The 13,751-nt window shown below is 46.5% G+C and carries 13 protein-coding genes and 1 riboswitch; of the genes, 11 read left to right on the top strand and 2 right to left on the bottom strand.

Translation table 11 applies throughout. The features are described from left to right. Nucleotides 1-33: 33 nt before the first annotated feature. From P22_RS04650 to P22_RS04625, 6 genes are all read left to right on the top strand, one after another. Nucleotides 34-1,341: an MFS transporter gene (locus P22_RS04650; RefSeq protein WP_054259041.1), complete on the top strand. Its 1,308-nt coding sequence runs from the start codon at nucleotides 34-36 to the stop codon at nucleotides 1,339-1,341. A gap of 55 nt (nucleotides 1,342-1,396) precedes the next feature. After that, nucleotides 1,397-1,714, top strand: coding sequence for an L-rhamnose mutarotase (locus P22_RS04645; RefSeq protein ID WP_054259097.1), 318 nt, complete (start codon nucleotides 1,397-1,399; stop codon nucleotides 1,712-1,714). Nucleotides 1,715-1,769: 55 nt separating this feature from the next. Beyond that, complete coding sequence (gene fucO, locus P22_RS04640) at nucleotides 1,770-2,918, top strand: lactaldehyde reductase (protein WP_054259040.1); 1,149 nt, start codon at nucleotides 1,770-1,772, stop codon at nucleotides 2,916-2,918. Between the two features lie 190 nt (nucleotides 2,919-3,108). Beyond that, entirely contained in the window at nucleotides 3,109-3,666 is a 558-nt protein-coding gene (locus P22_RS04635; protein ID WP_054259039.1) for an RNA polymerase sigma factor, read from the top strand. 13 nt (nucleotides 3,667-3,679) lie between these two features. Beyond that, the gene (locus P22_RS04630) at nucleotides 3,680-4,708 is read left to right on the top strand and encodes a hypothetical protein (RefSeq protein ID WP_054259038.1); all 1,029 of its coding nucleotides are present in this window, start codon (nucleotides 3,680-3,682) and stop codon (nucleotides 4,706-4,708) included. A gap of 97 nt (nucleotides 4,709-4,805) precedes the next feature. Beyond that, nucleotides 4,806-5,504: an SIMPL domain-containing protein gene (locus tag P22_RS04625; protein ID WP_054259037.1), complete on the top strand. Its 699-nt coding sequence runs from the start codon at nucleotides 4,806-4,808 to the stop codon at nucleotides 5,502-5,504. An 89-nt stretch (nucleotides 5,505-5,593) separates the two neighbouring features. Here P22_RS04625 and ald read toward each other — a convergent pair whose 3' ends face one another. After that, nucleotides 5,594-6,712 (bottom strand): alanine dehydrogenase, encoded by a 1,119-nt coding sequence (gene ald, locus P22_RS04620; protein ID WP_054259036.1) that lies wholly within the window; start codon nucleotides 6,710-6,712, stop codon nucleotides 5,594-5,596. A 289-nt stretch (nucleotides 6,713-7,001) separates the two neighbouring features. Between ald and P22_RS04615 the strand changes: the two genes are divergently transcribed. The 3 genes from P22_RS04615 (at nucleotide 7,002) to P22_RS21340 (ending at nucleotide 10,315) form a co-directional block, all read left to right on the top strand. Beyond that, complete coding sequence (locus tag P22_RS04615) at nucleotides 7,002-8,561, top strand: sigma 54-interacting transcriptional regulator (RefSeq protein WP_054259035.1); 1,560 nt, start codon at nucleotides 7,002-7,004, stop codon at nucleotides 8,559-8,561. Nucleotides 8,562-8,690: 129 nt separating this feature from the next. Beyond that, the gene (locus P22_RS21345; protein ID WP_054259034.1) at nucleotides 8,691-9,746 is read left to right on the top strand and encodes a methyl-accepting chemotaxis protein; all 1,056 of its coding nucleotides are present in this window, start codon (nucleotides 8,691-8,693) and stop codon (nucleotides 9,744-9,746) included. Beyond that, nucleotides 9,746-10,315 carry a phosphate/phosphite/phosphonate ABC transporter substrate-binding protein gene (locus P22_RS21340; protein ID WP_054259033.1) on the top strand — a complete coding sequence of 190 codons (570 nt, stop codon included), beginning with the start codon at nucleotides 9,746-9,748 and terminating at the stop codon, nucleotides 10,313-10,315. The genes P22_RS21345 and P22_RS21340 overlap by 1 nt, the downstream gene beginning before the upstream one ends. A gap of 85 nt (nucleotides 10,316-10,400) precedes the next feature. On the opposite strand, the gene P22_RS04600 is transcribed toward P22_RS21340, so the two are convergent. Then, nucleotides 10,401-11,216: an alpha/beta fold hydrolase gene (locus P22_RS04600; RefSeq protein WP_054259032.1), complete on the bottom strand. Its 816-nt coding sequence runs from the start codon at nucleotides 11,214-11,216 to the stop codon at nucleotides 10,401-10,403. A 215-nt stretch (nucleotides 11,217-11,431) separates the two neighbouring features. Continuing rightward, a riboswitch (purine riboswitch) is annotated at nucleotides 11,432-11,532 on the top strand. Between the two features lie 173 nt (nucleotides 11,533-11,705). Here P22_RS04600 and P22_RS04595 point away from each other — a divergent pair. Both P22_RS04595 and P22_RS04590 read left to right on the top strand, forming a co-directional pair. Further along, nucleotides 11,706-12,275, top strand: coding sequence for a xanthine phosphoribosyltransferase (locus P22_RS04595; protein WP_054259031.1), 570 nt, complete (start codon nucleotides 11,706-11,708; stop codon nucleotides 12,273-12,275). A gap of 21 nt (nucleotides 12,276-12,296) precedes the next feature. After that, on the top strand, nucleotides 12,297-13,592 hold the full coding sequence (locus P22_RS04590; RefSeq protein ID WP_054259030.1) for a nucleobase:cation symporter-2 family protein: 1,296 nt from the start codon (nucleotides 12,297-12,299) through the stop codon (nucleotides 13,590-13,592). Nucleotides 13,593-13,751: the final 159 nt, after the last annotated feature.

Raw genomic sequence — 13,751 nt, 5'->3', positions numbered from 1 at the left:
AAATTATTCATAAAGAGAAAAGAGGTAAAGACAATGGTAAAACAAGAACCTTCGGCATGGAAAAAAACGATAATTGCCGCTATGACGAGTTATATTGATGCCGGCTCCATTGTAGCAGGGGCTGCGGGCTTAAGCTTGTGGCAATCCTATCTGGGGATGGACGGAGTCCAACTGGGGCTTTTGGGAGCTCTGAGCTCAAATGCCGGTTCTGCTGCTGTGGGGGCATTAATCGGTGGCCGCCTTTGTGATAAATATGGCCGCAAGTTTGTGTATACCTATGATCTGCTTGTGTATATTATCGGGATGCTCTTTATTGTTTTTGGTGTGAACTATCCGATGCTCTTATGCGGTTATATTATTGTAGGTTTGGGCGTAGGCGCTGATGTCGTGGCGTCGTGGACGATGATTGCGGAAGAGGCCCCGGCGGAAAACAGGGCCAGACATTGTGGCTCGGCGCAATTTGCCTGGGCGCTTGGACCGGCGGTTGTGCTGCTCTTATCTGTTTTTGTAAACAATTTGGGGTTATTAGGAAATAGGCTGGTATTCGGCCACTTGATCCTTATCGCAGGATGGGTTTGGTATCAACGGCTGCAGATGCCGGAATCTAAGGATTGGCAGGAAGCAAAGAAGAAGGAGAATGAATTGCTTGCCGAAGGGCGCATGCAGAAAATTTCCTATAGCGTGCTGTTTAGCGGAATTAATCTTAAAACCGTATTATTTCTTTGCGGAGTGTATGCTGTCTGGAATTTATGCGCAAGCACCTGGGGATTCTTTATGCCGTATATCTTTGAACATGTCGGCAATCTTTCCAATGCGATGAGTAATGCTTTGCAAGTCGGGTCTTTCGTAATATCCATTTTAGCGACATTTTTTATCTTTATGGGTTTGGGCGACCGTATAAACCGTAAGCTTTTGTATTTTGTCATCGGCGCTATTTACGTTGTAGGCTGGTCTATGTGGCTCTTGCCGCCGGAATCAATGACAATGGGGATGGTTTTTGCTTTTACGGCTTTTGCGGGGATTAATAATGGAGCAGGTCAGCAAGCCTTTTATCAGCTTTGGTGCAGTGAACTCTTTCCTTCTCGTTATCGTGCAACCGCACAAGGGTTTACTTTCTTTGTTACGCGCTTTGCCGCCGCGGTCTGGGCCTTTGCTTTTCCGATTATCATGGAAAGTTTAGGTTTCCGGTATGCTGTTGCGCTCATGGTTGCTTTTGCGGCCATCAGTTTGCTCATTGGGACAATCGGAGCACCGGATACGAGTGGCAAGACACTGGAGCAGATTGAGGAAGAACGTTATGGAACAAAATATTCGCAAGGATTGTCTGCCGATGTGAAATAAAAAGACTTCCTTTTAGCAGAAGTACAATCCAAGCAGGATGGAGAGTGTGCGCAGTATGGAAAGATATGCGTGGAAAGCCATGGTTCATGAGGGAAAGCTGGAAGAGTATAAGAAGCGGCACGATGAAATATGGCCGGAAATGAAAAGCGTCCTGAAAGAAGCAGGTATCTGCAATTACACAATTTGGAATGTGGGCAATGAATTGTTTGGGTATTACGAATGTGAGAAGGGGGCCGATTATGCGGCTGAAGTTCAGGGAAAAAGTCCGGTTGTTGCCAAATGGAATGAGTATATGAAAGACGTTATGACAATGGCCATGGATCCAAAGACCGGTGCCCAGCCCAAGTTGGAGCAGGTATTTTTCTTAGAATAATCATATACCGCAGACCGTTTAGGGGATAAATAAAATAAATACGGAGGGATTAGTAATGAGCAACAGAATCGTGTTGAACAACATTTCCCATCATGGCAAGGGAGCCGTCGCTGAAATTGCCAAAGAGGCCCAAGCCCGCGGTTTTAAGAAAGCGTTTTTGTGTTCCGATCCGGATTTGCTAAAGTTTGGCGTGACGAAAAGAGTCACCGCTGTGTTGGAGAAAAATAACCTAGCCTACGAAATTTTTTCTGATTTGAAAGCAAATCCAACCATTGCCAACGTCCAGAATGCAGTGGAAGCTTTCAAAAAATCCGGTGCCGATTACATTATCGCGGTAGGCGGCGGATCATCCATTGATACGTCCAAGGCCGTCAGCATTATTGCCAATAACCCTTCTTTTGCCGATGTGCGCAGCCTAGAAGGGCCGGTTCAAACTCCCCGTAAGTCCGTATTTACTATTGCTGTCCCTACCACTGCCGGTACCGCTGCCGAAACCACCATTAATTATGTGATTACCGATGTGGAAAAAAGCCGTAAATTTGTCTGTATGGACCCTAATGATATTCCGGATATCGCTATTATCGACCCGGACATGATGAGTAGCATGCCTAAAGGATTGACGGCGGCTACCGGCATGGACGCGCTGACCCATGCCATTGAAGGGTATATTACCAAGGGAGCCTGGAGATTGACTGACATGTTTCACCTGACAGCAATCGAGATTATCGCCAATAGCCTGCGCAAGGCGGTGGATAATATACCGGAAGGCAGGGAAGGAATGGCTTTGGGGCAATATATTGCAGGGATGGGTTACTCCAACGTCGGTCTCGGCATTGTGCACAGCATGTCCCATCCGCTGGGTGCTGTTTATGATACGCCGCATGGCATAGCCAACGCGATTATTCTGCCTACCGTTATGGAATATAATGCGGAAGCGACCGGTGATAAATATAAGTATATTGCCAAAGCGATGGGCGTAGAGGGAACGGAAAGCATGGCCGTTGCCGAGTACCGTAAAGCGGCAATTGAAGCAGTCAAGCAACTGGCAGTTGATGTTGGCATACCGGCCAATCTTAAGGGGATCGCAAAGCGTGAAGACCTGGACTTCTTAGCAGAATCCGCTTACGCCGATGCCTGTCGCCCCGGCAATCCCCGTGATACCAGCGTGGCTGATATTAAAGCCTTATTTGAATCCTTACTGTAAAAGGTGTTAGCGACTGATTTAGCGTTGATAGGAATGAACACCCTTGGCTGAAGTTCCGGGATAGCCGGCAGCATTAAGGGTGTTCTTATTATATAGGATATACGCGTCGATCACGGCGTTACTTTTTTTGTCTTCCGGCGTTATAATGTAGTGAGGATTGTTTTTGCGCAGAAAGTAGGTGGCAGTGGCAGTGGCCGGTGAAAAGGCATTAATAGAAAAAGCAAAAGACGGTGACCGCGAAGCGCTGAACAGTCTGATTTTGCAGTATTGGCAGCCTGTTTACAGGCTTATTTACAATAAGCTCGGTAATGAGGAGGACGCCAAGGAACTGACGCAGGATACCTTCATGAAAGCATTGCGGGCGCTGCCGCAGTATAAAGTCGGGGATACTGCTTTTAAAGCATATCTGGGGCGGGTCGCCTCGAATCTGGTTATTGATTTTTGGCGTAAACAGGGGCGGACTCCCGGAATTGCCGATATTGCCGATTATCAGGAAGTACTTTCTGATAGTGCCGAAAAGCCGGAAGATTATGCGCTGCGTTTTGAACGGCAGCAGGAAATCGCGGGTCTGGTTGACAGCTTGCCGGACGAGCAGCGGCAAACCATCCGGCTGCGGGTCATATTAGGTTTGTCGGTAAAAGATGCTGCGCTGATGATGGATAAAACGGAAGCGGCGGTCAAGATGCTGCAGCAGCGGGCGTTGAAAAACTTACGCAGGCTGTACCTGAATGTCAATTTAGCGGAATGAGGGGGTGGAGCGAGTGCTGCAGGACCAAGAAAGCCAACCGGCGGAGGAAGTGTCGCGAGGTATTGATATGTTGAATGCGGGGAAAGAAACTGCTTCTGATAATCAGGAAATTGCAGAAATGCTGGAAATGGCCGGTCTGGTGAAACAGTCATACAACCAGGGAGATATACCAAAAGCTTTAATTGCTGAAATGGCGGATACGCTGGCGGCGGAGTTGGCGGTCAGCAAGAAAAAACGGCGCCGCCAGTGGCTGTACGGCAGTCTTGCCGGTACGGCGGCGGCTTTGTTTATTGCAGTGTCTGCCCACATGTTCCTACCGGGGCCGTCAGGACAGCATTTGGTACAGCAGAATGATACGGAGCAACAAGAGCAGCAAATGGCGGTAAACTCCGGTCAATCCGGGACAACTGACGTTCCGGCAACCCGGAAAGAAGCGGTGCCGCAGCCGGAAGGTTCCGGCAGTCCTGTGCCGGAGAATGGCAAATCCGGCATTGCGGAAAGACAGAAAAAACTTGTTCCCGGGATTGTCCAGGACATAGTGGGGGAAAATGACGGGAAAACGCCGGATAAAGAAGCTGAATCTGGGCAGATGGCAATTTTACATGAAGAGCATTCCAAGGACATTCACAGCAGCAGTGCGCTGCTGGCCAAAAACAGACAAATTTCCGGCACAGAGGAAAAGAGTCTCCAGGATGCCTCTATGGAGGTTATGCTGGTATTGCCGGACCGGACAGCACAGTCTGTAACGGTGGACCACGAAAATAAAATAATCCGGCAGGTTTATATTCTGGAGGACAATGCTGAAATCGTTATTACCCAAAAAGCAACTGCGTCGTCCGGCGCAAGCCGTGCTGATGGAGAAACACGTGCTTTGAAACTGCCTGACGGCAGCAGCACCGGAAAATCTCCCGGTGAAGGTAAATTGAAAAATAGTCTAAAGATAAGCCGTGGTGCGTATGACATAACGATTGAAGGCGCAAAGACGGAGGAGGAGCTTCGGCTGTTAGGGGCATCACTGGTGGTTAAAAAAGTGAAAGAATAAATAAAAAACGCAATATGATCCGTTACTTTTGGGATCGTATTGCGTTTAACGTAGTGAGAGGCAAAATAAAAGGAGAACGTTGGAGGGTTATATAACAATGATGAAAAAAGTGATTTTGTTTTTAGTAATGAGTTTGCTGCTGACACTTCCTGCTTTTGCAAACGCGGCTTCCAAGACGGTGGTCCAGGTTACCGGCAGCAGTCAGAAAGAGGTGACTCCCGATATAGCAAGAATTAATCTGGGGATTAACGCCATTAACAGTGATTTAGAGAAAGCCAAGGCGGAAAACACCCGGACGGTGAACCGGGTATTGGCTGCGCTGCAAGCGGAAGGAATTACGGACGAACAGCTTAACACGGGTACATACCAGATTAGTCCGCTGTATAACTATGAAAATGACCGCCTTCCGGTGTTAAAGGGATACCGCGTAACAGAAGGACTGGATATTCGCACCTCGGTAGACAAAGTCGGTATTCTGGTTAATGCGTTAACCAAAGCAGGCGCTAATGAAATTAATTCTATCCGTTTTGAAACAGCGAATGAAACGGAAGTTAAAAATGAAGCGTTACAGGAAGCTGTCCGGGATGCTTTGCGAAAAGCGGAGGTGCTTGCCGCTGCGCTGAACAAAAGAGTGGCTAATGTGACCATGATCAATGAATCCGGTGTCTTTTATAATCCGGTTATGCTGGAAAGCAGGCTGCTGAAAAGCGCTTCCATGGACGGGGCCGCTCCGAATATTCCGGCAGGCAAGGTAACGGTCGGGGCTAATGTTCAAGTAACGGTTGAGCTGGAATAAACTTCAAATGAAAGCAAAGAACGCCAAACCTGTGGGAGTTTGGCGTTCTTTGCTTTCGCAAGATATATCTGAATGGTAGGAGGTTACGATTATTCTAAAAGGTCTTCCAACGAAGTGTATTCCATACCTAAAGCATCGGCTACTGCGCGGTAAGTCAGTTTTCCGTTAATTACATTGACACCTTTGGCCAAGCCGGGATTATCTTTTACTGCCTGTACATAGCCCTTGTCGGCAATCTGCAGTGCGTAATTCAGGGTAGCGTTGGTCAATGCCAGCGTGGAGGTGCGGGCAACGGCCCCCGGCATGTTGGCGACAGCGTAATGGACAACTCCATACTGGGTGTAGGTCGGATTGTCATGGGTGGTAATCCGGTCGCTGGTTTCCACGGAGCCGCCCTGGTCAATAGCAACGTCTACGATGACGGAACCGGGTTCCATAGTTTTTACCATGTCTTTGGTTACCAGTTTAGGAGTTTTAGCACCGGGCAGCAATACGGCACCTACCAGTAAATCGGCTTTGCGTACCCATTGCGCAATGTTGTAGCTGTTGGACATTACGGTGGTTACTCTGCCGCCAAAAATGTCGTCTAAATATACTAAACGTTCAGCGGAGCGGTCGATGACCGTGACTCTGGCACCCATTCCCGCCGCAACCTTTGCTGCATTAGTACCTACGATGCCGCCGCCGATAATCACCACCTGAGCCGGTTCTACACCAGGCACGCCGCCCAAAAGAACGCCCTTGCCGCCGTTGGGCTTTTCCAGAAACTGGGCGCCGATTTGCACTGCCATCCGGCCGGCAACCTCACTCATTGGCGATAGCAACGGTAAAGTACGGTTCGGGCCTTCGATGGTTTCATAAGCAATGCCGATTACTTTTTTGCTGAGCAGTGCCTTGGTTAATTCCGGCTCAGGAGCCAGATGCAAATAAGTAAATAAAATCTGGCCTTCGTGGAATAACTCATATTCAGGAGCTAAAGGTTCTTTGACTTTAATAATCATTTCGGATTTGTCAAATAAGCTTTTCTTATCGCTGACAATCACCCCGCCTGCTTTTTGATATTCTTCATCAGAAAAGCCGCTGCCTATTCCGGCATTTTTTTCGATCAGTACGGTGTGGCCGGCTTTATGAAGTGCTTCGGCTCCTGCGGGAGTCAAACCCACGCGGTTTTCATTATTTTTGATTTCTTTAACAACACCAATAATCATAAGTGATCTCCTCCATAAAATTAAGGTAGTGGAATATACATCTGTTTGATATGCAAAAACCGTGCCAAAATATAATGGGCATTAAAAAAATATGAAATATTTCATGCTATACATGTTAATCGGCTGCTGTCTATTAATTTTTCTTTTTTTGACAACAAATTTTGTATATAATGAGTTATGAGGGAAATTTGGAAACATTTTATTCCGGATGCCGGAACAGAAAGTTTCCATTCGGAAACATTTTATTCCAGAAGCGAATGAGAATAGGAGATAACCTGGAGGAAAGAAGATGCGCCTTAGAATCCCCAATGTCGACCGTGTCGGCTTAGTTTTGGATATTTCACGTATTTTAGCCGCACGTCAGATTAATATTATTTCCATGGAAGTGGAACTGAAAACCATTTATCTTGAAATTGAAGATGTCGCCGAACCAATTCGGACAGAAATTATCCGTGATTTTCAGCAGATTGCCGGGGTGCTGGGCGTGTTTGAAATTAATTTGATGCCGCATCAGGAAAAATCAGAACAACTGAAGGCCGTTCTGGCTTCTACCGGTGAAGGCATATTGGCTATCGACCTTCATTGCCGGATCACGCAATGTAATCCGGCGGCGGAGGCCATTCTGGGATTGACTGCCGGTGAAGCTATCGGCAAACCGGTTCAGGACATCCTCCCCAAGGCTACCGCGTTGCTGGATACATTACGGCTTGGTACGGCCTACGACAATAAGGAGACGGTCATTGGCAGAAATAACAGTCATTGTTTAAGCAGTGGACGACCGATAAAAGACCAGTCCGGATTGATTATCGGTGCCGTGGCTGTTTTAAAGGATATCCGCGATGTTCGTAAATTGATTCATAAAGTCACCGGTCAGTTGACTTTTACTTTCGAAGAAATTATATATACCAGCAAGATTATGCAACGTGTGGTAGATATGGCTAAAGTATACGCACGCGGAGATTCGACCGTGCTTATTCGCGGAGAAACAGGAACGGGGAAGGAACTGTTCGCACGGGCACTTCATGCCGCTTCACCGCGTAAGAATAATGTCTTTATTGCCTTAAATTGCGCCGCCATACCGGATACCCTGCTGGAAAGCGAATTGTTCGGCTATGAGGAGGGGGCTTTTACAGGGGCCGCCAAAGGCGGAAAGCAAGGACTGTTTGAACTGGCCAACGGCGGTACGATTTTTTTGGATGAAATCGGTGAAATATCGGCTTCCCTGCAAGCCAAGCTGTTGAGGGTATTGCAGGATAAGAAGGTGCGGCATATTGGCAACAGCCGCGAAATTACAATTGATGTCCGCATTTTAGCGGCAACCAACCGGAATCTGGAAGACATGATTGCCAAAGATCTTTTCCGGGAAGATTTGTATTACCGGTTAAATGTAATTCCGCTGTTTATTCCTTCCCTGCGTGAACGCAGTGAAGACATTCCGGTGCTTGCCCGTTTTTTTCTTGCCCGTTTTTCCAATAAGCTCAATAAGACGGTGGATGAAATTAGCGAGAAGGCTTTAAGAAAGCTGTGTTTCCATAACTGGCCGGGCAATATCCGGGAATTGGAAAATGTTATGGAGCGTGCCGTTACCATTGTCGAGGGAAACCGCATTTTATCGGAACATATCGTATTGCAATATGACAATGTCGGCAAATCCTATGATCACTTGGAAGAGCGCACTTTGGCGCAAATGATGGAGGAAGCGGAGTTCGAAATTTTGCAGGCGGCATTGCGTAAATACCACAGTTCGCGCCGGCTCGGAGCGGCGTTGGGCTTATCACATACCGCGATACTAAGGAAACTGCATAAACATGGTCTTGACGGCAGCCGGCGGAACGGAGAAAGGCGGTGATTTTACAGTAATTACTGATATACTGGAAGCATTGACAAAAAAAGAGAAATTATGTAAGATATAAATGTGATTATTGGGAATAGTCGGATAATTGAATAAAAGCAGGATAAACAGAAGAGAATCCTCTTTGTGGTCGTGTTAACGGGTGCAGAGAGGATTTTATATTTAGTAGAAACCTCCGCGGGAGTAGAGGAAATTGCTGCTAGTGCCACTGTAGTGGCAGATGCTTCGCAACAGGCGCTGGAGCAATGTCGAAAATCTTACCAAATAACGGTAAACAATCAGCAGGAAATCATAGAATCAGGCAGGGGGATGCTGGAAATTGCAGAGGTTTTTCATACTTCAATGGGGTCAATGGATGAACTGATTATTGCATCGAAAAAGATTGGTGAATTTGTCGGTAAGATTCAGGGGGTCGCCAGCCAAACGAATTTACTGGCATTAAATGCAGCTATTGAGGCTGCCCGTGCCGGTGATGCCGGGAAGGGGTTTGCGGTAGTAGCCGATGAAGTCAGGAAACTTTCGCATGAAAGTGAAGTGCTTAGCCGTGAGATAGAAGCTACGGTTAAAAACATTATGCAGAAAACCAAAAAGGCTACGGTAAGCATGCAAAACGGAAAAGATAAAATTCAAGTGATTAGCGAGATGGCTCAAAAGTCAGCGGAAGGTATGCAATTCATCGTAACCCGGATGCAGCAAATGGAACAGAATATTGATAAGTTATATCAACTGTCTGCTGACCAGCAAAGAACAACGGGGCAAATGGCTGTTGCCGTTGCGAGTATCGGCGGCGCTACTGCCGAAGTGGCCGGAGGAACACAACAAACCTTAAAGAGCATTGCTCAGCAGAAGAAAAGTATGGAAGACTTTTTAATCCATGCCAAGCACATGACAGCCGCAGTCGACAGGATACAGGAAGTCGCTGCGTATTTTAAAAAAACTGATGAAATTATTTTTGGCTTTAATCCCTTTACCAACCCGCAGCACATCAAAGAAAACTATACTCCTATATTAGAAGCAGTGGCAGAGAAAATAGGCGTTCAGCTTCGTGTTATTATTGTGTCTGATTATGATTCATTGGGAAAATCGCTGCTGAAAGGTACCATTGATTTGGGGTGGTTTTCGCCGTTCGCCTACGTTTCAACGCAAGACAAGGGGAATATTGTACCGCTGGTTACTCGGTAGTGAATGGTAATGCAGCTTATACAGGCTATATTATTGCCCGTAGCGACAGCGGTTTTCAGTCGTTAGAAGATTTGCGAGGGAAACGTTTTGCATTTGTAGACAGGCAGTCGGCTTCAGGCTATATATATCCCCGCGCCATATTGCTGCATGGAGGCAAAGACCCTGAGCATTTCTTTGGCGAAACGGCTTTTTTGGGTAACCATAACCGGGTAATTGAGGCTGTGGCAGACGGGAGCGTTGATGCCGGAGGAACCTATTCAGAGGCATTGGAGGACGCCAAAAGCCGCGGGTTACCAATAGAAAAGTTGAAGATTTTAGCTCAAAGCGAGCATATACCTAAAGATGTTATTGCGGCATGCAGTGATTTGGATCCTTGTTTGGCGGAAAACATAAAACGCGTATTTATGGAGATAACAACGGCGGACAGGAAGTTATATCCGGTAATGAGAAAGACCGGGCTGACCGGATTTATTGAAGCGCAGGATGAAGCGTATCATGTAATACGAAGGGTTGCCAATATAGTTAAAACCGGGGTGGTCAATACAAGGTCCAAAGCCGTTTCTCCCTAGAGAAATATATAGCGTATCTAAAAAACTCTTGAAGTTGCGGAATTAACTTCAGGAGTTTTTTATAGATGAAATACAGCTTCCTCCGTTACGATTCAATAAATGCAGACAATTCTTGGTTGAATTTATCGCGTTCATCATAAAACAAGCCGTGTCCACTATAGCAAAACGGTACAAGCCGGGAGTTTTTGATGCCTTTGTTCTGGGCTTCTGCCAAGGGGAAGTGGCACACCTGGTCATGAATGCCATGTAGAATCAGAGTTGGGACGGTTATTTTTCCCATATCGGAAAATAGACGTTCTTCATCCAGCCAGGAGTAGGCAATTTTAGCTGTTGCCCAGCCTGCGGCCTCCAATCCCAGTTGGAAGAACCAGTCGGAAAATGGCTGGGTTACATGCTGGAAGAAAAACATGTCGCCAAATCCCCGCAACATATGAGGGCGGTCCTTATATGTTTCCTCGATCAAATCGGTAACTGCTTTTTTGGTTAAGCCGTAAGGGAAATAGGGCCGTTGAATCAGACTGGGGGCGGCAGCGGCAAATAGTGCAAGTTTGGCAACTCCGCATTCTTTGTGGCGGGCCATGTAACGGATGGCAATGGCTCCGCCGGTGGAGTGGCCGCATAGGGTAATGTTTTGCAGGCCGAGTTCCTTTACAATACAGAAGATGTCATCCGCCAACCGGTCATAGGAATAGCCGTTAAACGGTTTATCTGAATCACCAAAGCCCCTCGTATCCACTCCGATGCAGCGATATCCCTGACAGGGCAGTTGATTGAACTGATACTCGAACAATTTATGGCTTCCCGGCCAGCCGTGAATAAACAGCAGGGTTTCCCGTCCCCCGGGGTTTATATCTTCCACGAATATTTTTACAGTTGGCTCTACTGTGATATAGTATCCCATGCAATATCCCCCCTTTAAATAATCCTTCATAATCAGATTATGCATTTTTTCACTAAATGTTACCTTTATATGTCAGCCGTTGCTGGTATGGAAAATGCAGCCGGCAATGCAGGTGTAAAATTTCTTCTTGTGAATTTTTTCTGCTATTTTTTTTAGCAAATGTAGTCGAATTTTGCTTTGGAATTATTGACATAAGAGGACTAGGACTGCTACAATAATCCACATGTGAAGATTCTCGTATAATTTTGGGGATAAGGCCCAGAAGTTTCTACCGGCAACCGTAAATTGCCTGTCTACGGGTGAAAGTGTACCTAGGGTTCCACACTATGAAATGTTTATAGTGGTTGTGACCGAGTGGTACAAGTGCTGTTAACACTACACCGAGGGGATAAAAGCCCTGACGGGGAAATTTCGCTCAGTCCGAAAAGCGAAGGTCCCCTGTCAGGGCTTTTTTGTTTTTCGCTGTACACCACAATACAGGAGGTTATGATGGAGTTATTGAAAACAAAAATTCAGACGGATGGACAGGTTTTGAATGATTCACTGCTTAAAGTGGATTCGTTTCTCAACCATCAACTTGACCCGCAGCTTATGTTTAAGATGGGGCAAGAGTTCGCCAAGCGGTTCCAGGGAGAAGCAATTACGAAAGTAGTAACGATTGAAGCTTCCGGTATCGCTGTGGCGGTAATGACCGGGCTGGCGCTCAACGTACCCGTTGTTTTTGCCCGGAAAAAGAAATCGGTAGTAACAACCGATGATTTGTATTGCACCAGAGTGTATTCCTTTACTAAAAAGGAAAGCAATGATATTATTGTTGACCGCCGTTTCCTTCATGCCAGTGACAAGGTACTTATTATTGATGATTTTTTGGCCAACGGAGAGGCCGCTTTAGGCTTGGCCAATATTGTTCACCAGGCCGGCGCCAGTGTAACGGGTATTGGCATTGTTATTGAAAAATCCTTTCAGCCGGGAGCCGGGAAATTAAAACAGGCCGGATACCGTGTTGAGTCTTTGGCAAAAATTGCGTCCTTTTCTAATGGCAAAGTTAACTTTTTATAAAAAAACACACAGGGGGTTATTATGGAAAGCTCTAAGGGAAAAACCTTGCTGCTTGGCGCTCAGCATGTGCTGGCAATGTATGCCGGCGCCATTATTGTGCCGCTTATTGTCGGCGGAGCGTTAAAGCTGAATGCTGCGCAAATGGGCTATATTATTGCAGCCGACTTATTGACATCCGGCATTGCCACATTATTGCAGGCATGGCGTAATCCTTTTTTCGGGATTGGCTTACCGGTTGTCCTTGGCTGTACGTTCACGGCCGTATTTCCGATGATCAGCATTGGTGGTCAATACGGTTTGCAGGCGATGTATGGCTCCATTATTTGTTCCGGCTTGTTTGTTGTTCTTATTGCTAATTATTTTTCTAAGCTTGTTAAATTTTTCCCGCCGGTAGTAACCGGTTCGGTAGTAACGATCATTGGCGTTACCTTGGTGCCGGTAGCCATTAATAATATGGCCGGCGGTATCGGCAGTCCTGATTTTGGCGCATTATCCAATTTCGGATTGGCTTTTGGGGTGTTATTATTTATTATTTTATTGAATCGCTTTACCCAGGGATTTATTCGTTCCATTTCCGTACTATTGGGATTAATTGCCGGGACACTGGCAGCCGGGCTGATGGGCACGGTTTCTTTGGAAAATGTTACGCAGGCTTCCTGGCTGCATCTAATTACTCCCCTGTATTTTGGAACGCCGGTTTTTGAACCAAGTGCCATTCTGACTATGATTATTGTTGCTATTGTCAGTATGATAGAGTCTGCCGGCGTATTTATGGCACTGGGGGAAATTTGTAAACAGGAAGTGGCGGAAGCCGATTTGACCCGTGGGTACCGGGCTGAAGGACTGGCTGTTATATTGGGCGGATTTTTTAATTCCTTTCCTTATACCACGTTTTCCCAGAATGTCGGACTGGTGCAGCTGTCCAATTCTAAAACGGCCAGGGTGACAATTGTTGCCGGTTTTATGCTGATTTTGCTTGGCTTTATCCCGAAGTTTGCTGCGTTGGCGATGATCATTCCCAATGCCGTTTTAGGCGGAGCCATGATTGCAATGTTTGGCATCGTGGTTGCCTCCGGCATTAAAATGCTCAGCAAGGTAGACTTTTCCAGTAATGAAAATTTGTTGGTTATCGCCTGTTCCGTTACGCTGGGGCTGGGGGTTACCGTTGTTCCCAATTTGTTTGCCCAGTTTCCGCCGTTGCTTAAGATGTTTTTTGAAAATGGCATTGTTACCGGTGCTTTGACTGCGGTAATTCTTAACGTCATTTTAAACATGACGGTTTCCGGAAGGCTAAAATCTAACAAGAATAGTTTCTGACGGCATCCTTAGTTGTATAAATTAAGCATTATAGACCGGTTATGATGGAGTTTTTTCACTCAACCGGTCTTTTTTTAGAAGCGACAGAACCGTCCCTGCGTGATAGGCATAAACGAATAGCTGCTCCGGTGCAGCCGAAAGTTATGTAGACATATTGAC

This window comes from Propionispora sp. 2/2-37 (assembly GCF_001298735.1).
Classification (GTDB): Bacteria; Bacillota; Negativicutes; order Propionisporales; family Propionisporaceae; genus Propionispora.
Note: the sequence above shows the minus strand (reverse complement) of the source record. Positions and strands in the feature narration are given on the sequence as shown.

What these genes read in the sequence shown, in the direction of transcription:
- P22_RS04615 (WP_054259035.1), top strand. Translation starts at nt 7,002, where the DNA reads ATGCGCCTTAGAATCCCCAATGTCGACCGTGTCGGCTTAGTTTTGGAT.
- P22_RS04600 (WP_054259032.1), bottom strand. Translation starts at nt 11,216, where the DNA reads ATGGGATACTATATCACAGTAGAGCCAACTGTAAAAATATTCGTGGAA.
- P22_RS04650 (WP_054259041.1), top strand. Translation starts at nt 34, where the DNA reads ATGGTAAAACAAGAACCTTCGGCATGGAAAAAAACGATAATTGCCGCT.
- P22_RS04590 (WP_054259030.1), top strand. Translation starts at nt 12,297, where the DNA reads ATGGAAAGCTCTAAGGGAAAAACCTTGCTGCTTGGCGCTCAGCATGTG.
- fucO (WP_054259040.1), top strand. Translation starts at nt 1,770, where the DNA reads ATGAGCAACAGAATCGTGTTGAACAACATTTCCCATCATGGCAAGGGA.
- P22_RS04645 (WP_054259097.1), top strand. Translation starts at nt 1,397, where the DNA reads ATGGAAAGATATGCGTGGAAAGCCATGGTTCATGAGGGAAAGCTGGAA.
- P22_RS04595 (WP_054259031.1), top strand. Translation starts at nt 11,706, where the DNA reads ATGGAGTTATTGAAAACAAAAATTCAGACGGATGGACAGGTTTTGAAT.
- P22_RS04625 (WP_054259037.1), top strand. Translation starts at nt 4,806, where the DNA reads ATGATGAAAAAAGTGATTTTGTTTTTAGTAATGAGTTTGCTGCTGACA.
- ald (WP_054259036.1), bottom strand. Translation starts at nt 6,712, where the DNA reads ATGATTATTGGTGTTGTTAAAGAAATCAAAAATAATGAAAACCGCGTG.